18 protein-coding genes, 1 tRNA gene and 1 riboswitch are annotated in these 23,562 nt (G+C 49.5%); of the genes, 11 read left to right on the top strand and 8 right to left on the bottom strand.

Annotated features, from left to right (window positions below):
* Window positions 1-162: 162 nt before the first annotated feature.
* Both U5L07_18030 and nadA read left to right on the top strand, forming a co-directional pair.
* Window positions 163-840: an outer membrane lipoprotein carrier protein LolA gene (locus U5L07_18030; protein ID MDZ7833648.1), complete on the top strand. Its 678-nt coding sequence runs from the start codon at window positions 163-165 to the stop codon at window positions 838-840.
* A gap of 26 nt (window positions 841-866) precedes the next feature.
* The gene (gene nadA / locus U5L07_18025) at window positions 867-1,769 is read left to right on the top strand and encodes a quinolinate synthase NadA (protein ID MDZ7833647.1); all 903 of its coding nucleotides are present in this window, start codon (window positions 867-869) and stop codon (window positions 1,767-1,769) included.
* Between the two features lie 142 nt (window positions 1,770-1,911).
* Here the strand turns inward: nadA and U5L07_18020 are convergent, their stop codons facing one another.
* From U5L07_18020 to radA, 3 genes are all read right to left on the bottom strand, one after another.
* Window positions 1,912-2,661 (bottom strand): YebC/PmpR family DNA-binding transcriptional regulator, encoded by a 750-nt coding sequence (locus U5L07_18020; GenBank protein ID MDZ7833646.1) that lies wholly within the window; start codon window positions 2,659-2,661, stop codon window positions 1,912-1,914.
* A gap of 11 nt (window positions 2,662-2,672) precedes the next feature.
* On the bottom strand, window positions 2,673-3,284 hold the full coding sequence (locus U5L07_18015; protein MDZ7833645.1) for an RlmE family RNA methyltransferase: 612 nt from the start codon (window positions 3,282-3,284) through the stop codon (window positions 2,673-2,675).
* 185 nt (window positions 3,285-3,469) lie between these two features.
* A complete protein-coding gene (gene radA / locus U5L07_18010) occupies window positions 3,470-4,837 on the bottom strand; it encodes a DNA repair protein RadA (protein ID MDZ7833644.1) in 1,368 nt (455 codons plus the stop codon).
* 479 nt (window positions 4,838-5,316) lie between these two features.
* Between radA and U5L07_18005 the strand changes: the two genes are divergently transcribed.
* The 3 genes from U5L07_18005 to U5L07_17995 all read left to right on the top strand — a co-directional run bounded on the left by U5L07_18005 (window position 5,317) and on the right by U5L07_17995 (window position 6,574).
* Window positions 5,317-6,198, top strand: a complete 882-nt coding sequence (locus U5L07_18005) for a lytic murein transglycosylase (protein MDZ7833643.1) — start codon at window positions 5,317-5,319, stop codon at window positions 6,196-6,198.
* 3 nt (window positions 6,199-6,201) lie between these two features.
* Complete coding sequence (locus U5L07_18000) at window positions 6,202-6,426, top strand: PLDc N-terminal domain-containing protein (GenBank protein ID MDZ7833642.1); 225 nt, start codon at window positions 6,202-6,204, stop codon at window positions 6,424-6,426.
* A gap of 72 nt (window positions 6,427-6,498) precedes the next feature.
* Window positions 6,499-6,574, top strand: a tRNA-Glu gene (locus tag U5L07_17995).
* A 25-nt stretch (window positions 6,575-6,599) separates the two neighbouring features.
* Here U5L07_17995 and U5L07_17990 read toward each other — a convergent pair.
* Complete coding sequence (locus U5L07_17990) at window positions 6,600-6,929, bottom strand: hypothetical protein (GenBank protein ID MDZ7833641.1); 330 nt, start codon at window positions 6,927-6,929, stop codon at window positions 6,600-6,602.
* 267 nt (window positions 6,930-7,196) lie between these two features.
* Here U5L07_17990 and U5L07_17985 point away from each other — a divergent pair, with 267 nt between their 5' ends.
* The 3 genes from U5L07_17985 to U5L07_17975 are packed head-to-tail and all read left to right on the top strand — an operon-like array spanning window position 7,197 to window position 13,083.
* Window positions 7,197-8,507, top strand: coding sequence for an outer membrane beta-barrel protein (locus tag U5L07_17985; GenBank protein ID MDZ7833640.1), 1,311 nt, complete (start codon window positions 7,197-7,199; stop codon window positions 8,505-8,507).
* Between the two features lie 22 nt (window positions 8,508-8,529).
* Window positions 8,530-11,505, top strand: coding sequence for a right-handed parallel beta-helix repeat-containing protein (locus U5L07_17980; GenBank protein MDZ7833639.1), 2,976 nt, complete (start codon window positions 8,530-8,532; stop codon window positions 11,503-11,505).
* Window positions 11,506-11,553: 48 nt separating this feature from the next.
* A complete protein-coding gene (locus U5L07_17975) occupies window positions 11,554-13,083 on the top strand; it encodes a sigma 54-interacting transcriptional regulator (protein ID MDZ7833638.1) in 1,530 nt (509 codons plus the stop codon).
* A gap of 176 nt (window positions 13,084-13,259) precedes the next feature.
* On the opposite strand, the gene U5L07_17970 is transcribed toward U5L07_17975, so the two are convergent.
* The 3 genes from U5L07_17970 to U5L07_17960 form a co-directional block, all read right to left on the bottom strand.
* A complete protein-coding gene (locus tag U5L07_17970) occupies window positions 13,260-14,615 on the bottom strand; it encodes a sigma-54 dependent transcriptional regulator (protein ID MDZ7833637.1) in 1,356 nt (451 codons plus the stop codon).
* Window positions 14,616-14,726: 111 nt separating this feature from the next.
* Window positions 14,727-15,314, bottom strand: coding sequence for a hypothetical protein (locus tag U5L07_17965; GenBank protein ID MDZ7833636.1), 588 nt, complete (start codon window positions 15,312-15,314; stop codon window positions 14,727-14,729).
* 38 nt (window positions 15,315-15,352) lie between these two features.
* Entirely contained in the window at window positions 15,353-16,798 is a 1,446-nt protein-coding gene (locus U5L07_17960; protein MDZ7833635.1) for an ATP-binding protein, read from the bottom strand.
* Window positions 16,799-17,113: 315 nt separating this feature from the next.
* On the opposite strand from U5L07_17960, the gene U5L07_17955 reads away from it, so the two are divergent.
* The 3 genes from U5L07_17955 (at window position 17,114) to U5L07_17945 (ending at window position 22,784) form a co-directional block, all read left to right on the top strand.
* Window positions 17,114-17,536, top strand: a complete 423-nt coding sequence (locus tag U5L07_17955; GenBank protein ID MDZ7833634.1) for a fibronectin type III domain-containing protein — start codon at window positions 17,114-17,116, stop codon at window positions 17,534-17,536.
* 294 nt (window positions 17,537-17,830) lie between these two features.
* Window positions 17,831-17,918: riboswitch (cyclic di-GMP riboswitch) on the top strand.
* Between the two features lie 68 nt (window positions 17,919-17,986).
* Window positions 17,987-21,913 (top strand): MopE-related protein, encoded by a 3,927-nt coding sequence (locus U5L07_17950; protein MDZ7833633.1) that lies wholly within the window; start codon window positions 17,987-17,989, stop codon window positions 21,911-21,913.
* 10 nt (window positions 21,914-21,923) lie between these two features.
* Window positions 21,924-22,784: a hypothetical protein gene (locus tag U5L07_17945; GenBank protein MDZ7833632.1), complete on the top strand. Its 861-nt coding sequence runs from the start codon at window positions 21,924-21,926 to the stop codon at window positions 22,782-22,784.
* Window positions 22,785-22,959: 175 nt separating this feature from the next.
* Here U5L07_17945 and U5L07_17940 read toward each other — a convergent pair whose 3' ends face one another.
* Complete coding sequence (locus U5L07_17940) at window positions 22,960-23,550, bottom strand: sugar-transfer associated ATP-grasp domain-containing protein (protein MDZ7833631.1); 591 nt, start codon at window positions 23,548-23,550, stop codon at window positions 22,960-22,962.
* Window positions 23,551-23,562: the final 12 nt, after the last annotated feature.

Raw genomic sequence — 23,562 nt, 5'->3', positions numbered from 1 at the left:
CGGCAGTCCGGATGGCTGACCGGCGCTGATTTCTGCGGGCATTTCATTTACATTCCGGTTGCGATTTGATAAAAAGGATAATTTAGGTTTAAATTGGTATTTGATGAATCCGGCCGCACCAATTTTATGAACGACAAACCAACTGATACGGAGTTTATTTTCATGCGATTTTTGGCCTATGCGGCGCTTTGCGGACTCTTCATACTTGCATGCGCTGTCCCCGGGATTTGTCAATCCGGGGCATCTTCAGAAGACAGCCTGTCCAAAGAGGAAATTATTGCCAAACTGGAATCCCGGTATGGCGGGGCGGACATACAGGCCGAATTCACCCAGGAATCAACCCTTGCCGCCATGGATATAACGGACACCGCCACCGGGCGGGTGTGGTTCAAACATCCGGGCATGATGCGCTGGGAATATGAAACCCCGGATCAGCATGCCATTGTTACGGATGGCGAAACCTTATGGATTCACCGGCCCGCGGACAACCAGGTCATTGTGGGCGATGCCCTCACCTATTTCGGAAACGGCAAAGGCGCCAGCTTCCTTTCCAATATCGAACTGGTCAAGGAAGAATTTACCGCCGAAAAAGCGGCAGACCCGAAGCCCGGATATATCACCCTGAAGCTCATTCCGCGCCAAAAGGAACTGGAGATCTCCAAAATTTTCCTAAACATTGATCCGGAAACCTTTATTGTGGAAGGCGTGACAACAAAAAATGCCTATGGGGATGAGACCCGGATCAATTTTAAAAACATCCGCTTCAAAGAGGGGATCAGCACTGAAAAATTTCAGTTTGAAATTCCCAAGGGCGCGGATGTGGTGACGATGGAACAATAAATCGAGAACAGGACAATTCGCCCGTCATGCAGGAAGAACTCACTGACACCATCAGCCGGCTCAAAACAGAGAGAAACGCTATTATTCTGGCCCACAATTACCAGCCGCCGGAAATTCAGGATATCGCCGATCTTTGCGGGGATTCTTTGGAGCTAAGCATCAAAGCCTCCCAGACGGCGGCGGATGTGATTGTCTTCTGCGGCGTGCAGTTCATGGCTGAGACCGCATCCATCCTATGTCCGGACAAAACCGTGCTTTTGCCCGACAAAACCGCCGGCTGCCCCATGGCGGACATGATCACCCCGCAGCAGCTCTCCGCCCGGATCAAGGAATCCCCGGATATCCCCGTGGTCACCTATGTCAATTCCAGTGCCGCGGTTAAAGCCATGTCCACCATCTGCTGCACCTCCGCCAATTCCGTAAAGGTGGCAAACAGCCTCATATCCCAGGAGATTCTCATGGTGCCGGACCGGAACCTGGCCCGGTACACGGCCACAAAAACCGATAAAACCATTTATGCCTGGGACGGCTACTGCCCGTATCACGACCGTCTGACGCCTGAAGAAGTCACCCGGCGGCGGCAGGAATTTCCGGATGCGCTCTTCATGGCCCATCCGGAATGCCGGACCGCAGTTTTGGAAATCGCCGATGCGGTGGCCAGCACGTCAGGCATGCTCAAATTTGCAACAGAATCAGATGCGCAGACCCTTATCGTGGGCACGGAAGCGGGCCTGATCTATCCGCTCAAAAAGGCGTGCCCGGATAAAACCTTTGTGGCAGCCTCTGAGGCAATGGTATGCCCGGACATGAAAAAAATCGGACTGGCGGATGTGGCGGAGAGCCTTGAGCATCTGACCGGCGAGGTCAAAGTGCCCGATCATATTCGGGAACCAGCGCTTGGCGCAGTTCAGAAAATGATCGAGCTGTAGGCATAAAAACCTTCTTTTTGATGGCAAAAGAAAAAGTTCAAGATCAAGGCGCGCAAAATCCCGAGGAATGCAGCGTACGCAGTAGTACGTGAAATTCCGAGGGATGCAGCGCAACACAGATATTGAACTTTTTATGAAGCCATCACTGCATTTCTGCGATCACTTCCTCGGGTATATCCGCATTGGTATACACCTTCTGCACGTCATCATTATCGTCCAGGGCATCCATCAGCCGATACATCTGTTCGGCCTCCTTGCCGGCAAGATTAATATAGGACTGGGGGAGCATGGTGACCTCGTCATTCTCGTAGGGGATTTCCGCCTCGGTTAATGCCGCCTTGACATTTTCGAACGCATCCGGCGGGGCGATGATTTCATAGTTATGCTGATCCTCTTCGCGGATATCCTCAGCCCCGGCATCCAGGGCCACGGTCATGAGAGTTTCCTCATCCGTATTGGATTTATTGACCGCAATCCAGCCCTTTTTATCAAACATCCAGTCCACGCAGCCATTCTCCCCGAGTTTACCGCCGTGCTTGCTGAAAATATGCCGGATTTCTGAGACGGCCCGGTTTTTATTGTCTGTCATGGATTCCACCAAAACCGCCGCACCGCCGGGGCCGTAGCCCTCGTAATTGGTCTCCTCGTAATTAACCCCCTCGAGTTCACCGGTACCCTTTTTGATCGCGCGCTCCACTTTATCCTTTGGCAGGTTGTTGCTCTTGGCGCTCTGTATCGCCGCGCGAAGCCTCGGATTGGCATTCGGATCTCCGCCGCCCATGCGGGCGGCCACAATGATCTCCTTGGTGAGCTTGGTGAAGATCTTGCCGCGTTTGGCATCCTCCGCGCCTTTGCGATGCTTGATATTTGCCCATTTACTGTGTCCTGCCATGAATTCTCCTCCTATTTTCGGCTGATGCCGACAACATATGTTTCTTTACTCTCTTTGCGCGTGCTCTGCGGCTTGTATATCCGGCACGCCTCAAACCTTTTCTTTACCGCTGCGATAAATTCCTCAAAATCCGGGCCCTGAAATATTTTACAGACAAACACGCCGCCTTTGGGCAAAACACCCTCGGCAATGCCAAGTGCGGCCCGGCTTAAGTTATAGGATCGGGCCGCATCCACGTCTTTTTTACCCGTGGTGGCGGGCGCCATATCGCTTAAGACCACATCAAAGCCGCTTTCTGAAAGCTCGCCGCATTTCTCCGGCGCCTCGGCCAGGGCCATGACATCTTCTTCCAGCACCCGGACATATGCCGGCAGCTTCTCGGTCACCGGCTTGAGGTCTATGCCCACCACCAGGCCCTTGCCGCCGGTCAGATCCGCGGCATATTTCAGCCATGAGCCCGGCGCGCACCCCAAGTCCAGGACTTTGTGCCCTTTTTGGATCAGGCGGTATTTTTTCTGTATCTCCTGCAGCTTATATACGGACCGGGCCGGAAACTTCTCCTGCCTGGCCCGTTTCGCATAATAATCAGGCTGTTGTCGGGATTTGGGGTTGCGGCGTTTCATACACAGAAATTGCTAAAGTGTCAATTAATATCAGTTTACTTCTAGCTGAGCCGAATAAGATTAAAAATTAAATCTATAGTGAGCGATTTTCAAGTTTGCCGCAGATACAAGGAAAATGATGTCGAGCTATAGTTGCCTATGCGAGACATCATTTGACGCAGTAGATGCGGTGAAATTGGAAGCGCTCAAAATAGGAGATCCATCATTTCAGCCAATTGATTAATGCCGATCAGCTCGATGCCGTCCATTTTGGATACCGCCTTCAGGCTGCTTTTCGGCACAATGCAGCGGGTAAAGCCCATCTTGCGCACCTCGCTGATGCGGGGCTCAAGCTGCGAAATCCCCCGCACCTCGCCGGCCAGGCCGACCTCGCCCAGAAGCATCATCTTCTCCGGGATGGCACGATCCAGAAAACTTGAGGCCACGGCGGCGGCAATGCCCAGATCCACGGCCGGCTCAGAGACCTTGACGCCGCCGGCCACGTTCATAAAGATGTCATTGCCGGCCATATTGAGCCCCAGCTTCTTCTCCATCACCGCCACCAGAAGCGAAACCCGGTTGTGATCAAGGCCCAGCACGGTTCGGCGGGGCGTGCCGAATCCCGCACTGCTGATCAAGGCCTGAAGCTCCACCAGAATCGGCCGGGTGCCCTCCATGCAGGCGGTGACCACAGAGCCGGCGGCATTTTCCGCGCGTTCGGCCAGAAAGACCGCAGACGGGTTCGGCACCTCGGCAAGCCCGGACTCCTTCATCTCAAAGACCCCGATTTCATTGGTGGACCCGAACCGGTTCTTCACCGCCCGCAGAATCCGGAATACATGATTCTGATCGCCTTCGAAATAGAGCACCGTGTCCACCATGTGCTCCATCAGCCGCGGGCCGGCTATAGCGCCCTCCTTGGTGACGTGCCCGATCAAAAATGCCGGCACCCCGCTCTGCTTGGCCATGACCATGAGTTTCATGGTGGCCTCCCGCACATGGCTGACACTGCCCGGCGCTGAAGAGACATCCGGTGAAAACATGGTCTGAATGGAGTCCACCACCAGAACATCCGGTTTTACCGAATCCACGGTGGACAGAATGGACTCGATGTTTATTTCACAGGCCACCAGCATATTTCCGGACACCGCATTCAGGCGCTGACTGCGCATTTTGAGCTGCCGGATGGATTCTTCCCCGGACACATAGAGGACCTTTTGATCCCTTTTTGACAGGCTGTTTAAGACCTGCAGCATGAGGGTGGATTTGCCGATGCCCGGATCGCCGCCGATCAGCACCAGACTGCCGTCGATAATGCCGCCGCCCAGCACCCGGTCAAACTCCCGGACGCCGGTCAAAATCCGATACTCTTCATCAAGCTCAATGGAATCGATGGGCACGGGCGTCATTTGCGCGGCCAGACCGCCGCCGCCTTGACCAGACCGGTCCGATGCCGTGGGCTTTTCCTCAATCAGGGTGTCCCACCCCCCGCATTCCGGGCACCGGCCCATCCACTTGGGGCTCTGGTGTCCGCATTCCTGGCAGCAGTATATAATACGCGCGCTTTTTTTCATAAAATGAAACTTTCCAAGCTTGATGGACTCGTAAAAAGTCGATTCTGGGACGGCAAAGAAAAAAGTTCAAGATCGCGGCGCGCAAATCCCGAGGAATGCAGCGTACTTAATCGTACGTGAAATTCCGAGGGATGCAGCGCAACAAAGATATTGGACTTTTTGCGAAGCCGTCAAGCTTTCCGGTTTGACAGACCCGACAATCAATGGCATTCATAAATGGAGTAGATGTGCCTGAAAGCCGGGCGGGAAATCCTAAAACATCGCCAAATGACTGATTATCATGTTCATGCCGCACTTTGCAACCATGCTGGACGCCAGGATGCGGAAATATGTGGAATGCGCCTGCGGAAAAGGGCTTGTCGAAAACCTGTGTTCTCGACCCCCCGAAGGCCCAATCGCCGGAGCAAAATGAAATTGACGTCAACGCCAAAAAATATCAAATTGCCAGATAATCAAATACCAAGCGGAGGTAAACCGTGATGAAATTGGCATTATCCTTCTTGAAACGCGCGGGCCTGACCGGCCTTGCCCTGACGATCATTTTTTCTCTCCCTATGGGACAGGCCCGGGCCGAATCCGACCCGGACTATTTCACCGCCCTTCAAAAACGCCTGATCGCAGATGATTTCAATGCCGATCTGATCAATGATATTTTTGACAGCTCCGCCATAACCTTTGATATTGACGGTATATCCGCCTATTTCAGGCATCGGGAGTCAACCCTGAATTATGATCAGTTTCTCTCGGCCAAGTCCCTCCGCTCCGCCCGAAATTACATGGAAACCCACAAAGAGGCGCTGGCAAGCGCCGAAAAAGAATACGGGGTGGACAAATCGGTGATCACCGCCGTTATGCTGGTGGAGACACGCCTCGGGACATATGTCGGCAACCGCTCGGTCATAAACACCCTTGCCACGATGGCGGCCTTAACCGATGATGACGTAAGGGAGCGCTTCTGGCGCAATCTGCCGGAGGATGTGGATATCACCCGGGAAAAATTTGAAAAAAAGGCGGACCAGAAATCCCAATGGGCCTACCGGGAATTAAAGGCGTTTATAGAATATGTGGACTCCGAAAACTTTAACCCCCATGACATCCAGGGCTCCTATGCGGGCGCAATGGGCATTGCCCAGTTTATGCCGAGCAATGTCCTGCTTTTTGCAGAAGACGGAAACGGCGACGGCCGGATAAACCTCTTTGATCACGGTGACGCGATTGCCAGCATTGCCAATTACCTGAAGCACTATGGCTGGAAACCCGGATTGAGCAGGGAGGCGGCGGGTGATGTGATCTACCACTACAACCACAGCAAATATTATGTTAATATCGTGCTTAAAATCGCTGACAAACTGAAAGGCTGATCCATGGGGCTAAAAGCGGCCGCCACATTCGTTCTGCTGTGCATTCCGTTTCTGCTGCTGACTATATGGGCGCTGGTGGATATATCGATAAAGGATTTCAAAACGCTAAAAGAAAAGGTGATCTGGTACCTGATCGGACTGGTGCCGTTTATCGGCTGGCTCATTTATCTGATCTTCGGCTTCCGGCGGGGGGTCAAGACGGAGCGCCTGCCGCCAAAAAATAATTGACAAACCCCCCGTGCTTCAATAATGTCTGGCACGGTTAAATTGAATTTAACCGATCTTTTTTCTCCTCTTCAAGGTCCCATCGTCTAGTGGCCTAGGACGCCGGCCTCTCACGCCGGAAACGCGGGTTCGAGTCCCGCTGGGACCACCAACGAATCCGGGGTAGCCCTAACTGATTAATCGATCTCCACGATTTTCTGAATAATGCCATCGTATATGATGAACTTGTAATAATCTGTCTCGCCCCCGTGCTCGCCGCCCAGACGATAAAACCACAAAAATACATCCCGTTCCACCACCCGGTTGCGCCGCAGGCGGACCCAGTTTGTTTGTTTCTCCTTATGATAAGGCTCACCAAAAGTATCAATCAGGTGCCCCACCGGATCTTCAACACTTACGGTTTTGCCCTGAAACCGGATAAAACGCTTCTCTACTTCAATGACAGCATAAGATGGAACAACAAAACCAAAAAAAGAGATGAACATGACTATAGAGACAAATTTCATTAGCATCACCTTTGCGGATTATTAAGAAGTAGCTGCCAGCTAAAAAACATGCCCGACAAAAGTCCGGAACCTGATTTAACAGCATGGAATTTTTGTTTATATATTTGCAATCCAGGATGACAAATAATATAATTAAACAGTATAATATTTAGCATTTTTAATAATATTACCATCTGAAAAAATTTCGCCCTGTTTTGAAACCACTGCCTGGCGCCATATTGTTGTATGCCATTTTGCTGAAGCTCATCAAATCAGAAAAAGGATCAAATGAAAGATCTTATCCGCCGGTTGCTCAATTTTAAATATGCCGCCTTAATTCTATTGTCACTCATTTTTCTGAACAATACGGCTTTTGCGGCTGTCACTTTCCATCCAGGTGTATCTGCGGGAACTACTTATACAGACAATATAGACCTGACCCCTGAAAATGAAGAACATGATTTTATCACCACAGTCAGCCCGGTCATCGATATCAGCATGACGGGTCGGCTCAGCAGTTTGTCGCTGGTTTACAGGCCCACCTACGCCAATTACCTGCGCTTTCCGGAATATAACACCGTGCGCCATAATGCGGATTTAAGCACATCCAGGCAAATCAGCCGCACCACCGAACTTGAATTCACAAACACCTATTTATACACCGAAGAACCGCTTTATGATACGGAAGAGCCGATTACCGAGGTTGACACGACCGTGCGGCAGGGAAGAGAACCCTATTTTACAAACACGGCGGCTTTCACCGCGATCAACCAGTTTGGGCCGGAAAACTCAATCGAATTCGGATATGAATACTATTTTCTAAAAAATCGAGGCGAGGATGATATTGAGGATAGGGATCACCATACCCCAAACATGATTTTGAATTATTGGCTGATACCGAGCAAGCTCGGCGCTGAATCAGAAATCAGTTATATAAAAAGAAATTTCGATGTTTCTGAAAACTATAATGATATCTCTGCAAGGCTTCGGCTCACAAGGCGATTCAGTCCGCATTTTGATGTTTATGCCGAGTACACCCATGAAGTCACCAATTATGTGGCCGATGGCGAGGACTACCAGGTTTATGCCCCCGCGGTGGGATTTGTCTGGGATGAATATTTCAACTCAAGTTTCAGCGGCAGTTTCGGCTATTTCTTCCAGGACAATGAATTCAGGGAGGATGAAGATGGCCTTGTGGGAATGATAGAAACCAATTATTCCTGGCAGCAGGGTACCACTCTATCCTTCTCAGGCACCGCAGGCTATGATCGGGCTGATACCGGTCCCGAAAATTTGGGGTTCAATACATTTTACGGCTTAACAACACTTTTTGCCCATCCGATCAACAGGCGTCTTGGTACTGATATGACAATTAGCTACCGGCGAAGCATATATACAGAACTGGAGCCGGAACGTGAGGATGCCATTATTCGGGCCTCTGCAGGCCTAACATATCAAATACTACCCTGGATGCTTGTGGAAGCAAGGTACACTTTCAGGGACCTTGATTCAGATATTGACGAAGACGATTATACCGAAAACGAAGCGATGATTACCATCACCCTAACCCCTCGGCAGCCGGTAATGCTAAGCCGTTAGGCGAAAGAAAATTGGAGGGAAAATGATAGAAAAAAAAGATCTTCTCATCAAGGGATTATCCATTTTCTTGATATTATGCTGCTTCTATCTCAAGCCAGCCTGCGCTCTGGATGTCAATGGCATTATCAGCTCTGACAGCCGTTGGACACTCGCTGACAGCCCGGTTAATATCACGGGTGATGTGCGGGTGGCCGCTGATACCACCTTGCGCATTAACCCGGGGGTGGAGGTCATTTTTCGATCATCGCCGGACCCTGGCCAGGGCTATTCCCTAAGGATTGAGGGCACCCTGATGGCCCGGGGAAATCAGAAAGAGCCCATCGTTTTTACGGCTGAGGACCCGGCTGTCCCGTGGGGAGCGATAATTTTCAGCGACCCGAGCAATGACTGGGATCCAGGGGCATCCAGCGGCAGTGCGGTTGAATATTGCGTTATCGAATACGGCGGCAATGATCCGGACAGCGAGGGCATGATCAGCACTATCAATGCCATGCCGCTGATCGCTCGCAATGCCATCCGTTTTAGTACTGAGGCCGGCATCTCCGCCATTGTCTCGGCGGACCCGGGTGTCATAGATTCTTTAAGCGGCCGTATCCGAATTATTTCGAACCGGATCTACAGCAATGCCACCGGCATCCGGTTTTCAGCAGAAGGCGGTATCATTGAAGACAATTATTTTTTAAACAACAACCAGGCGATCGACCTCGAAATCCGCTCAAATGATCTGGAAATTGCAAATAATACAGTTATCAGCACTGCCCCCGAATTATTCGGAACGGCCTTACAACTTGTTCTTGATGAAACAGCCAGCGGTATTACAGCCTACCAGTGGCGGCAAACCGCCGGCCCTTCCGTGACCCTCACCAACCCGCAAAGCGCCCGAACCGCTTTTACCGCGCCGGATCCGGGCAATAAGATAGAAACATTGGCATTTGAATTGACGGTGACCGGTCAAGACGGCGGCAAAACCGCGAATACGGTAGAAGTCACTGTTACCGGCGACAACCCGCCGCCTGTCGCAAACGCCGGCAGAGACCAGAATGTAGAACTGCCCCAGGCGCCGGGAGAGGAAGTAACCGTCACATTGAGTGCCGAAGGCTCCACCGACCCCTACCTGGGCATAACGGATTACAAATGGAAACAGACAGCCGGCCCCTCCGTGAATTTGGCGGGCGCGAACACTATCCGCCCGACATTTACGGTTCCATCTTCAATTTCTGCCGGTGACCGTATGACATTTCAATTAACGGTGACGGATCAGGCCGGTCTTTCTTCAACTGACGAGGTAAATATTAGCTTTTATGATGACAATATGTTTCCGGCGGCCGAAGCCGGCGAGGACCGAGAGTTCCGCCAGGGAACCCGCGTGTCTCTTGACGGGACCGGATCGGCAGATCCGGACGGCAGCATTGCTGCCTATGAATGGACCCAGACCAGCGGGCCGCCGGTGGAACTGATCAATCCAAACACCGCAAGACCTTATTTTGAGGCGTCCAGCGATAATGAATCCGCCCAAACATTAACCTTTCAATTAAAAGTGATGGATAATGGGGGACTGGAAGATACCGATGATATCTCGATCACCGTTCTTGGCCCGCTGATCGCCGATATACAGAGCAGCTTTTCAGCCGGCAACCGGGTAATTCTGGATGGAAGCGCCTCAGTTTACCAGAATGCTACCGCCAATATTAACATTCAATCCAATCTTCTTGAAATGGATAATCAGAGGGCGGGGCTTGTTGCGCTCACCGCGACCGAAAACGCTTCCTTTAACCTGAATCTCACGGGAAATAATTTAAAAGCGACTGAAGATACGGGCTATATTGTTTACACCTATGATTGGACAGCTCAAGCCCCGCAGACTGTGGCCCTGCCAAACAACTGGTGGGGGACTGGTAATGCCCAGATAATCGAAGGCCTCATTTATGATCAGATTGATAACTATGAATTGCCGTCAATTGAATTTCGGCCGTTTGCAAATCAGTCTCTTGGCAGCACAGGCTCATCTCTGCCCTACCCGCCCCTCGCTAATGCCGGGCCTGATCAGGAAACCGCTGCAGACAATGCCGTAACCCTTGATGGCACCGGTTCCTATGACCCCAAAGAAATCGCCCGGTATCAATGGCGGCAAACTGAAGGGCCAGCCGTTAACCTGGAAAATGCGGATCAGGCCACCGCCACCTTTATTGCCCCTTCCGGCGGTGATGACGGCAAAACCCTTGAGTTCGAATTGAAGGTGTCAACTGATGCCGTTTTTTCCCACAAAGACAGGACCATTGTCACAGTGAACCCGGCCGAGGCGCTGCCGACTGTTGATGTTGACAGCTGTTTTATTTCATCTGCTGCCCGCGACCAAGCCGGGAATTTCCCCTATGTGGGGATGTTAACGGGGGGCGCTTTCTTTTTATTGATCTGCTTAACCGCTGTTTCCTGGAGATTGCGGTCCGTATGCCGTTTCTGCACGCTGATTGTCCTTTTGCTCCTTATTTCCGTTCCCGCGCAGGCCGGGTATTTTTCAGTGGGCGGCGGCGCCGGCGGAGACGCCGATAATGCCAATGCAACGATTGAAACCGGGGCCAAAGACATCCGTTTCAAAGGACTTGATCTATTATTTGGCATGGGCCTCCATTTTATTCCGCATTCCGATGATGAACTGCCTGACCCAACCATATCTGCACCTTGCCCAAACGAGGCCTGCACCATCCTGGACACTGTCAGAAAAGGCACCGAGGTCGGGCTTTTCGGAAAACTCGGGGTTGAAATCGCAAAAAGCGATTTTTATGTATCCGCCATCGGCGGCTTTACCGCTTTTACCGAAAGCGAACTTTCCCGCTCGCCGGCCACGGGCCGCGTTTATGAAGAATCCTCAGACAGCCAGATTGAAGGCCTTTACGGCGGGGGGATAAGCTATTTTTTCGACTTTAAATACGATTTCGTGCTGCATGTGGATTATGACAATATCCGGGGGCTCACAGGCGGCATCGGGCTGCATTGGTAACTGATAAAAATGTATGAAACCTTTTAAAAAGTATGATATTCTATCAATATGAAACCAGCCCATGACGAAACCGAACTTTCAATTCAACATTTAAAGGATATATCCGCCTGGGTTTCCAATGTCCACGACCTGAATCGGCTGCTTGAAATGATTCTTGAAACCGGCAACCGGATGATGGCGGCAAAAGCGAGCTCTCTGCTGCTATTGGATGAAAAAACCAACAAGCTCTACTTCAAGGTAGCCACAGGCACCAAAAAGGAAGAAGTCAAACAGTTCGAGGTTAAATTGGGGCAGGGAATCGCCGGCTACGTGGCTGAAAAGGGCGAACCCCTGTTAATCAAAGATGCGGCCAAGGATAAGCGCTGGTATAAACACATCAGCAACCAGATTGGATTTAAAACAAAATCCATTGCCTGTGTGCCGATGCATCTGAATAACAAGGTGATCGGCGTCATCGAATTCATGAACAAAATCGACGGCAGTACATTTCAAAACAAAGACCTTGAGCTGCTTACGGTATTTGCGGACCTGGCGGCCGTGGCCATCGGAAATGCCAAAAAATTCCAAAGCGTTGAGAAAGAAAATCAGGGCTTGCGGGAAGAGCTGGCGCCAAAACATCAAATCATCGGCAAAAGCAAAGAAATTCAAAAGGTGCTCTCCGAGGCCCTGCAGGTGGCCGATTCCATGGCAAGCGCCCTGATTCTGGGGGAAAGCGGCACGGGCAAGGAACTGATAGCCCGCCTGATTCACCAGGGAAGTCCCAGAAAATCAAGGCACCTGGTGACATTGAACTGCGCTGCGCTGCCCGAATCCCTGCTTGAAGCCGAACTATTCGGCTATGAAAAGGGCGCGTTCACCGGCGCCGCCGCTCAAAAAATCGGCAAATTTGAACTGGCTGATGAAAGCACGATTTTTCTGGATGAAATTGCCGAAATGAGCCAGCAAATGCAGGCCAAGCTCCTCCGGGTGCTCCAGGACGGGATTTTCTACAGGGTCGGCGGGACGGCGCCGATAACTGTTGATATCCGCGTAATTGCCGCCACCAACAAAAATATTGTTGAATCCGTTAAGAACGGTCTTTTCAGGGAGGATCTGTATTATCGGTTGAATGTGGTGGAAATTCACATGCCCCCGCTAAGGCAAAGAAAAGAAGACATCCCCCTGCTGGCGAAACATTTTGTCCAGCTTTTCCGAAAAGAAAAAGGGTATTCGAACATTGAGATGACGCAGGAAGCTCTGGACAAAATGATTGCCTACGATTGGCCCGGCAACGTCAGAGAGCTGCAGAACGCTTTGGAACGCGCCGTGGTCATGGGTAACGGCAAAGAATTGCGGCCGGAAGATCTGCCCATGCTTTATTCGGTTGAGGCGACAATGAGCGATATCCAGGTGGGCCTTAGTCTTCAGGAGGCGGTTGATGAATTTAAAAAGAAATTTATCCGCCTGAACCTCAAACATACGAGCGGCAATCAAAGTCAAGCCGCCAAAGTTATGGGCATTCAAAGGACCTATCTCTCCCGGCTGATATCCAAATACGGACTGAGAAAGGACAGGGCTCAACACCCTGAAATTTTATAAAAAATCTATACCGCCGCACTCGTTTCTTTTGGAGAAAGCAACTTATAAAGGCGTCTCAAATCCCCCCATACTGTCATTTCGAGCGGCAGCGAGAAATCTTTTAAACCAAGATTCCTCGTCGCTTGCGCTTCTCGGAATGACAGCGGCGATTGGCCCGAAACCACCAACCCCGAATTTCATCGAATTTGTGCAATATTGATCCCGTATTTCTTTATTTTATAATGGATGGCGCGCCGGCTGATGCCCATCAAATCTGCCGCTTGCTTCTGAACCCCTCCGGTCCGCTTTAAAGCCCGTACAATGGTATCTCTCTCGCTTTCCTCAATAGAAAAGGACTCCGTCTTTAGTCCGTTCGCCGCCGACCCCGGTGTAAAATCGCAAAACTGAAGATCATCAGGCCTTAACACGCTGTCCCGGCAAAGCACGATACCGGCCTCCAGAATGTTTTTAAGCTCACGCACATTCCCCGGCCAGGTCTGATCACAAAGGCAGTCGATGGTTTCCTGGGGCAATGCAATCTTTTCGATTCCGTAAGCCTTGCAATAGGCATCCACAAAAAACCGGGCCAATTTCGGTATGTCTCTTTTCCTCTCCCTCAGCGGCGGAATTTTAATGGTCACCCCGCGAAGGCGATAGTAGAGATCCTGGCGAAACTCTCCCTTATTGATCGCTTCCCCCAAGTCACTGTTTGTGGCGGAAATAACCCGGCAGTCCACCGAAACGGCGTCAAGGGTGCCAACCCTTCTGACCTTTCTTTCTTCCAGGAAGCGCAGCAGCCGGGTCTGCATTTCCCCGGAAATGTTGCCCGCTTCATCCAAAAAAAGCGTTCCCTGGTCCGCGGCCTCAATAAGGCCCTTTTTGTCCCGAATGGCATGGGTAAAAGAGCCCTTGGCGTGGCCGAAAAGCTCTGTTTCGAGCAGGCCGTTGGCTGTTGAGCCGCAGTCCACCACAACAAACGGCTGCGCTTTTCTGGCCCCCCTGTTATGGATCAAATCGGCAATCCGCTCCTTACCCACCCCGCTTTCACCGGTAATCATCACATTTACTTCACTTCGGGCAACCCGCTGAACCACGTCATGCAAATGCTTCATCGCCCGGCTCCGGCCCCAGTAAAAGTCGCCCTCTAATTCCGGCGCGTCATGATCCGGCACATCATCCAATTGGCAGGCATTTAAGGTTTCCTCAATTTTTTTCAGCAGCTCGTGCCCGTCAAACGGTTTTTCCAGATAATCCACCGCCCCGGCCTTCACCGCATGCACCGCCTCCGAGACATTGGCATAGGCGGTTAAAAAAATGACTGGCATTCCCGGGTGCAGATCCTGAATTTTATTAAAAAGCGCCATCCCATCCATTCCCGGCATTTTTACGTCGGATACGACAAGATGGGGCTTCTTTTTATCAAGCAGATTAATGGCTTCTGCTGCATCCGAAGCCTTCTGCACATCATAGCCGGCCGATAAAAGCCTGGCGTTTAATACTTCAAGGACATTCGGATCATCGTCAACGACAAGAATTGTTTGCTGTGCGTTCAAAAGTGTACACCCTATACGGGGGCAGCCATAACATCAGCGGAGTTTTTGTGAGGCATTAAATGAGAGGTTTAAAACAGTGGATTTATGCGCCACCCCCTATTCCTGGCTATATTATTGGGGAGAGGTAATCTCTTTCTTTCTCTTTTTAATCTGTTGATCAATCGCTTCCAGCTCCTTCAGCTGATGCGTCAGCGTATTGATTTTTTCCTGCATTGCTTCCATTTTTTCATTAAGTGCGTCGATTTTATTCTCTTTTTCTTCCAGGCGGCGGTCTTTTTCCTGCAGCGAAGCCTTCAATTCCGTCAATAAAGGTTCAAGCATGCGCGGATCTTCAGCATCCAAATCGGGTGGAAAGGAATCCGCCCATTCATGCCAAAGCTCCAATGCCCTATTGAATTCTTTGGCATTATCGGCCATTATCAAACGCGAACAGGCCAATCCATAAAATGCCAGGCGACTTATTCTGCTCTTTGTATCAAGCTTGTATAAATAGCCAAAAATATCCGCCGCATTTTCATAATTCTTCTGCTCGAATGCATCATATCCATTCATCAGGGTTTTCCACTCATGCGTTGCTGAAGGAATTTTTTCGGGATCCTCCTTCTCAAAAATGGCGCACCCAGATAAAACAAAAAGGAACAGTATTGCAAGTAAGAATTGAAAAAATAAGAAGTCTTTTGTCAAAGTAATGTTTTTCATTATCACTTGGATTGAATCATTATCAAGCCGAAAAAATTTTATTCGGCCACGGCCGCCGGAAGCGTAAATCCAAAAACACTTCCGGCCCCGACTTCGCTTTTAACCCAAATATTGCCCCCATGCGCCACGATTATCTGCCTTGAAATACTTAACCCCAGACCCACGCCGTCCATGTGACCGCGTACATCTTTTGCCCTGTAATATTTATTAAATATAAGGGCCTGATCTTCTTCTGAAATACCCGGCCCGCTATCCTCAATTGCAAAGGTCAGGTTTTCGCCCTTTTTATCAGGTATCACATGAATGCCTACGCTACCGCCCTGATCCGTAAATTTTATTGCGTTGCCCAAAATATTGAGAAACACCTGATGCAGATGCTCGGGCGTGCACATGACTTTGGGGGCATCATTCGGTACCTGAAGATTAAAAGTGATATTTTTTGCCTGCGCCGTGGTTTTAAGATGGTCAATGCTCTTGGATACAAGTTCATAGGGATCAACCGGGCGGGGCTGAACCTCAAGCGCTTTAACCTCCATTCTCGATACCTGCATCATATGATTTAACAATTCAGAAATCCGTCCGATTTCCGAACTGGCGATTTTAAGAAATTTCTTTTGGCGCTCATTTACCGTCCCCATCACCTCTTCGAAAATCATATTTACTGATTCCCGGATTGAAGTCAACGGCGTTCGGATCTCATGGCTCAGCATGGAGATAAAATCCGAGCGCATATTTTCTTCGCGCTTCAACCGCCTGGTCATGTCGTTGAACGCATCGGTTAACTCCCCAAGCTCATCCCTGTATCGAATCTGTATCGTCTCGCTCATTCTCTCCTTTGAAAACGATCGAATGCCCTGCATCAACTCCTTTAAAGGCCGAATCATCGATTTTGCCAAAAACAGGCTGCCGAAACCGCCGAAAATGACAGCAATGAACAACCCGATCAGCCCATATCGCGCGGCCGATCGGCTCTGCTGGTTGATTTCCTGAAGCGCTGCTTCAATATTCTCCTCATTTTTCTCCCGGGCGGCCGATATTGCCTGAATCCATTTGTTGACAAAGGATTCCGGAATCCAGATTTTTTTCTCCGGGAAAGAGGCGCCTTTTTCCGCCTGATCATAAAAATGAAGATAGGTGCTCTCCAGAGCCTGCCACTTTTCCATTAAGGCGGCATCCGAAGTTTTCAAATTCAGGACCGCATTTAAATTGGCCTCGAACTCCTTTCTCGCGGATTGATACAGGCGCCAGTACTCATCATTGTTAAGTAAAACATATTTTTGATGGTACTCCTCCATGCTCAGCAAATTTTCGATCATTTGCTTTGAGCGCGAGGCAATTTCATTGTTTTTGCTGACTATCTCCTCGGACCGCGCCACGATCTCGGTCACATTGACATAAAAAACAATCGTGGTACCCAAAAATACCAGAAAAAAAACGATATATAACGCGAATAATTTCCCGGTTATCCCCAGCCTGAATTTCATATGGTTATCATTTTCGATTAAAACGTATTAATATCATGAAGTTAAAGGCACTTGAGCCTAGCGTAGGTTGGGTTGAGCTTGCGAAACCCAACGAACAATAGAATTCTCAAGATCCCACCGGGAAATATTTGTAACCCTGTGTGCACAAATCGTAACAGCCAGCGATCCGAAACCTCCCCGCTGACAAGCAAAAACTTTATTATTCCAGTACCTTAATAATTTGGCACGGCACTTGTATAAAGAAGGGAAATTTTGCTGTCAGCTTTCTTTAATATTTGCTGTCAGCTTTCTTTAATATTTAAGGAAATATTTTATATGTCAATTCTTAATAAGGTATATAAAAATCTTTTAATTATATTGTTTTTGCTTTTTCTTTCATGTTTTTTATCCGCTGCCGCCGACTCCGCGGAAGTTACTCTCAGCTGGGCGAAGCCCGCTGACAGTCGTGTGGCTGGTTATAATGTCTACTGCACGATATCCGGAACGAATTTCACTACAACCCCGGACCAAAGAATAAATTCCGCAGATCAAACGAACTGCATAATTTCAGGCTTAATAGCGGGCGCGACCTATCATTTTGCTGCATCCAGCTTTGATTCAAACGGGAGTGAAAGCCAACTGTCAGAGACCATCACTTATAAAGTCCCGGATAACGCCACATCTCCGGGAGATACGGATACAAACGACAAAAACGCCAAAGTCAACATGGCACCCATTCTGATGCTGCTGGCTGAATAATTCATTTATGTGTAATTTTGTATACACCCATACACATTTCTATACCAATAAAAAGCCGCATTTATATGCCAAAGAACATAATCTTGAAAAAAAATACCTGCCACTTCAACACGCGTAAATTTTTATAAAACTCATTAAAATCAATTGGAATCTTAAACAATGGCGTTCATCATTTTTTTAATAAATACGCCTGCTCTGACCAAGTCAAAAAACATGGCATGCGATCTGCATAAAAAATTTCTGAAAGAGCTCAAAAATTTTAATTTTATTGTTTATGACCTAATAATATCAACCGCTTGATAAAGGCAATCCACCTGAAAAGGTGATGCGCAAAGGAACCGGCCTAAGTCCAAATGATGGATATGGCGGCGGGCCCGCCGGGCGGATTCAGCACCTCCTAAGGTGTTGTTTCCGGCACGGTCAAGGAAAAAACACCTTAGGAGGTTTTTAATGAATCCAACAATAAATAAAAAACATGTATTATCCCTGATTATCCCCCTTTTGTTTTTTTGTTTATTACCCCTCTCTGCCTATGCGGCGGAAGTTACGCTGAGCTGGTCCAAGCCGGATGACAGCCGTGTGACTGGTTACAACGTCTATTATGCATCAGCTGACACTGAATTTTCATCCACCCCCAGCCAAACGGTTAATTCCGCAGATACGACCAGCTGCACCATTTCCGGCCTGACAGAAGGGCAAACCTATGATTTTGCCGCCACGAGCTTTGACTCAGACGGCAATGAAAGCGATTTTTCCGAAACCGTCAGTTATACGGTTGAATCTTCAACCACGGATACCAATGATATTGATGACGACGGAGACGGGTATACGGAAAACGAGGGCGACTGCAACGACAATGATGCCTCAATACACCCCGGCGCCGAGGAAATCTGCGGAGATGGCATTGACCAGAACTGCGACGGCAGTGACGAGCTTTGCCCCGAAGATATTGACAACGATGGTGACGGATACACCGAGAATGAAGGCGACTGCAACGACAACGACGCCACCATTTACCCCGGCGCTACCGAAATCTGCGGCGACGGCATCGATCAGAACTGTGACGGAAGTGATGAACTCTGTCCCGAAGACATTGATAATGACGGGGATGGATATAGCGAAAATGAGGGCGACTGCAATGACAACGATGCCTCAATTTACCCCGGTGCAGAAGAAATCTGCGGCGACGGCATTGATCAGAACTGCGACGGTGAGGACCTGCCGTGTATAGAAGGGGAAAATGATGTGACGCTTTCCTGGAGCCGGCCGGATGATGACCGGGTAGCAGGCTATAACCTCTATTGCGGCGAATCCGGAACTGACTTCAAGTCAACCCCCTATGTGACGATTGATTCCCCGGATACAACCAGCTACACCTTTACAAACCTGGAAAGCGACGTGGAATATTCTTTCGCCGCCACAAGCTTTGATGCAGACGGCAATGAAAGCGATTTTTCCGAAACCGTCAATTATACTGTGGGATCCGCCACCGAAACAGAAAGCTTAATTTTCGGCGACACAACGGATGCCGACCATCCCGGCACCCTGCAGGACACTTTTATAAACCTCAATGATGAGGTAAATATCACCAGCGAACAGTTAAACACCTATACCTGGCCCCAGGATATGCCGGCCAATGCTATTCTGCTCAAGCTGGACCTCTCAGACCTACCGGCTGATGCCCAGATCCAGAGCGCCACGCTTTCGCTCTACCAGACGGAAGCCGGCGGGGATGCGTCCTACGATGTATCCGCCCACAAAATCATCAACCACAACCCGGACCTGTACCAGGCAGACGGCTACACCTATAACGGCACCGCCGACTGGACAGCCAATGACGACTGCTACAACAGCATCCCCCTGGCCCAGGCGGATATTGCACCAGCCGAAGACACAAAAACCCTGGATCAGAGCACAGGCTACAAACAATGGGATGTGACAGGCATAATCCAGGACTGGACCGACAATCCGGATTCAAACTACGGCCTGCTGCTTAATTCCGATAACACGGCAGCCGCTGACAGCTACCGCTCTTTCGCAGCCAGTGAAACAATTGACGCCGCGCAAAGGCCGCAGCTTGAAATCACATACACCCTTTCAAGCGATGATATCGACGAAGACGGCGACGGCTATACCGTCAGCGATGGCGACTGTAATGACAACGACCCCTCAATACACCCCGGCGCCGAGGAAATCTGCGGTGACGGCATTGACCAGAACTGCGATGGCAGTGATGAGACCTGCCCCGAAGACATTGATAACGATGGGGATGGGTATACCGAGAATGAGGGCGACTGCAATGATAACGATGCCTCAATTTACCCCGGCGCTGAAGAAATATGCGGGGATGGCATTGACCAGAATTGTGACGGAAGCGATGAAATCTGCCCCGAGGATATTGACAATGACGGGGATGGGTACACTGAGAACGAAGGCGACTGCAATGACAACGATGCCTCAATCTATCCCGGCGCAGAAGAAATCTGCGGCGACGGCATCGACCAGGACTGCGACGGCAGTGACGAACTCTGCCCCGAAGACATCGACAACGATGGTGACGGATATACCGAGAACGAGGGCGACTGTAATGACAATGACGCCTCAATACACCCCGGTGCAGAGGAAATCTGTGGTGACGGTATTGACCAGAATTGTGACGGAAGCGATGAGATCTGTCCGGAGGATATTGACAATGACGGGGATGGATTCACTGAGAACGAAGGTGACTGCAATGACAACGATGCCTCAATCTATCCCGGCGCAGAAGAAATTTGCGGCGACGGCATCGACCAGGACTGCGACGGCAGTGACGAAATCTGTCCCGAGGACATCGACAACGATGGTGACGGGTACACAGAGAACGAGGGCGACTGCGATGACACTGACGCCACAATAGTCCCGGGTGCTATCGAAATCTGCGGCGACGGCATTGACCAGGATTGTGACGGCAGTGACTTAGAATGCCTCGAGGAGGAAAAAGCGCCGGAATTCACGCTGGAAACCGCTGAAATCGAAGTCAATCATGTATGGAAAACCGTATCTTTCGACAAAACCTTTGACAACCCGATCGTGGTAGCCAAGCCCATGAGCTTAAACGGCGGCCAGCCGGCTGTCATCCGAATAAACAATGTAACCCCGGAAGGATTTGAAATTCGCATCCAAGAGTGGGACTACCTGGACGGGCAGCACGCAGTTGAAACAGTAAGCTACATCGCAATGGAAGCCGGCCACCACGAACTATCCACAGGAATCCGCGTCGAAGCCGGCACCTTTGAGGCAAAAAATACGGAAACCGTGAGCTTTAACCAGACCTTCAATCAGATTCCGGTCATTGTATCCGGCGTGATAACAGAAAATGATTTGTATTCTGTCACCGGAAGATTATATAATATATCCAAAGATGGGTTTGACTGCACCCTGCAGGAGCAGGAATCCCACAAAAATGGGCACAATGCCATGGAAACCATGTCCTATATTGCATGGGAACCATCAGCCGGAACCGTCAACGGGATGGACTATACAGTGGACAGCACATTCAACGAGGTAACCCACGACTTCTACCCTGTTCCGTTCCATCCCTCATTTGCCAGCACCCCCACCTTTCTCGCGGACATGCAGACCCTGGACGGGGGAGATACGGCCAACATCCGCTGGAGGAACAAAAACACCGAAGGAGTGGAGGTCCAGATAGACGAGGATCAATCCAAAGATAGGGAAACCAACCACACCACCGAGGTCGTCGGATACATGGCCTTTGACCCGGCCTCGGCACTCCAGACAGCGGTTTTCGGCGACACACCGGATGCCGACTATCCCGGGACCATCCAGGACACCTTCATCAACATCAACAACGAGGTGTATGTCGCCAGTGAACAGCTAAACACCTACACCTGGCCGGAAAACACCCCGGCCAATGCCATCCTGCTCAAGTTCGATCTATCCCAACTGCCGGATGGTGCCCAAATCCAGAGCGCAACCCTTAAACTCTATCAAACTGCCGCAGGCGGAGATGCCACCTATGATGTATCCGTCCACAAGCTAATCAACCATATGCCGGATTTAAACCAGGCCGATGGATACACCTACGATGGAATAAACGGATGGACCCCCAACGACACCTGCTACAACAGCATCCCCCTGGCCCAGGCCGATATCGGGGCGGCGGCGGATGTGAACAGCCTGGATCAGGAGTCGGAATATAAGGAATGGAATGTTACGGGAATGGTGCAGGAATGGGTAAGCGGAGGAAGTTTGAATAACGGGTTGATGTTGAACTCCGATGTTGAGGCCGTTGCTGACAGCTATCGGCTTTTCGCATCTAAAGAATTTAATGGCAGTGAAAAACCCAAAATGGAAATAGTATATACATTAGAATAAAGGAGGACAAATGAAGAGAATACTAATTTTTGCAAGTATACTGGTTTTATTGTTCAGTGGGAAACTTTTTGCAGCACCAGGGGATGTTATAGTTGAGGACTTACATGACTCCGCCTCCATCGGGAGTAAAGATACAAGAAATGTTGTGTGGGATGCTTCGGAGTGCGCTGATGGGGTTGCCCCCTGCGTTATGATGGATTGCGCTGATGGTGATTGCTCAGGGACAGATGGCTGGAGATTAAACATACCGGACGGAAAAGGCAGTGAAATAACAATTGTCTGGTGGGAAAGATATGACACGTGGCCACTGGAATGGAGTGTTGGGGGATGTAAGTCTATAAGACCATACAATGGCAGTAGCTCTGATGAGTATTTAGCAGCTCTTATAAGTTTCCATGGCGGCGATTATATGTATTTGAGTACATGGGAGGAAGCTACGGTAGAGTTTAATCCTGATGTTGTCACTGAGGTGCGAACAAACACCTATTCATATTGCACAGAAAATCCTGATGGAAGTTATGACTGCCCGCATGGAAGAATAGGGTGGCAGTGGGAAGGTATGGGAACGGAATGGCGAAAAATGCGGCAGTGGATCAAAATGCCTACAAGTTATTCAAGCGGGGACGGTGAGATAAAGCTTTGGGTTGACGGAAAACTGCATTATCATGTTTACGATAAGGACATGTGGGACAGGGGCGGATTGGAGATTGAAAGCGTTGCATTTGCGCCTGTGGATGAATCAGCTACGCCGCATGGGCACTGGTACGATGAAATTACCATTTACGAAGGGTACGTACCCCCTGATGATGAGCCCACGGATAACCTCGAACCCCTTGAGGCACCAACAGAACTGGAACTCACCCCATATTGAATAGGTTTTACTTATAGTAATTTAAAATAAGAAGGTTGATGGCAATAGGTGGTGCACTTTCATTTTGCCATCAACCGATAAAAGAACTTTATTTTTCTATCTTTCAAAATTGGAAATTTTCATCGAGGGCTTATTGATTAATAAATCATAATCTCTAAACACTTCCCAAATCTTTTTATCTTTCAGCACAGGACCATAAGTCCATCTCAAGTCCTGCATGATCAGGATTGGCATTTATCTCAATTAACACCGGACCACTTGGGGTGATCGCTATATCGGGCCCCAGAAGCTTATAATATGGAAACTCCAACTGGATTTGTTTGGATAATTCAACAACCTTTTGCCAGAAAGGAATTTTAAAATTTTTAAACTCAAAATTCGAATTCGGATGATAATCGAATTTTTCTCCCCGGCCGTTCATTGCGTAATCGAACAGGTTGCCGCTTTCAAGGTTAACTCCAATTGACAATCCTCCTGCACACTGATTATCCAGGAAATTATCGCCAAGTCCGAATCTCATAAAAGCTCCGAGAATCAGGACCTCCCCGTCCCTCGACATTATTGTTTCGGTGCGAATAGTATTTATTGAGGAAGATATTTTGGATAAATCTTGATGCTGCTCAATAAATTCCTGAATAACTGATGGCGCTTCTAAATGAAATGCAGAAAGAGATAATGTTTTATTGCCATCGAAGACTGAAATTTTACCATTTTTTTTATGGGCGAGATACACACCTCGCCCCCCTTTCCCCTTTACCCCTTGCAGCTTTAACTATAA

The sequence above is a fragment of the Desulfobacterales bacterium genome, from assembly GCA_034520365.1.
Lineage (GTDB): Bacteria > Desulfobacterota > Desulfobacteria > Desulfobacterales > Desulfosalsimonadaceae > M55B175.
The sequence above is the reverse complement of the archived record's forward strand: the minus strand, read 5'-3'. Positions and strand labels throughout refer to the sequence as shown.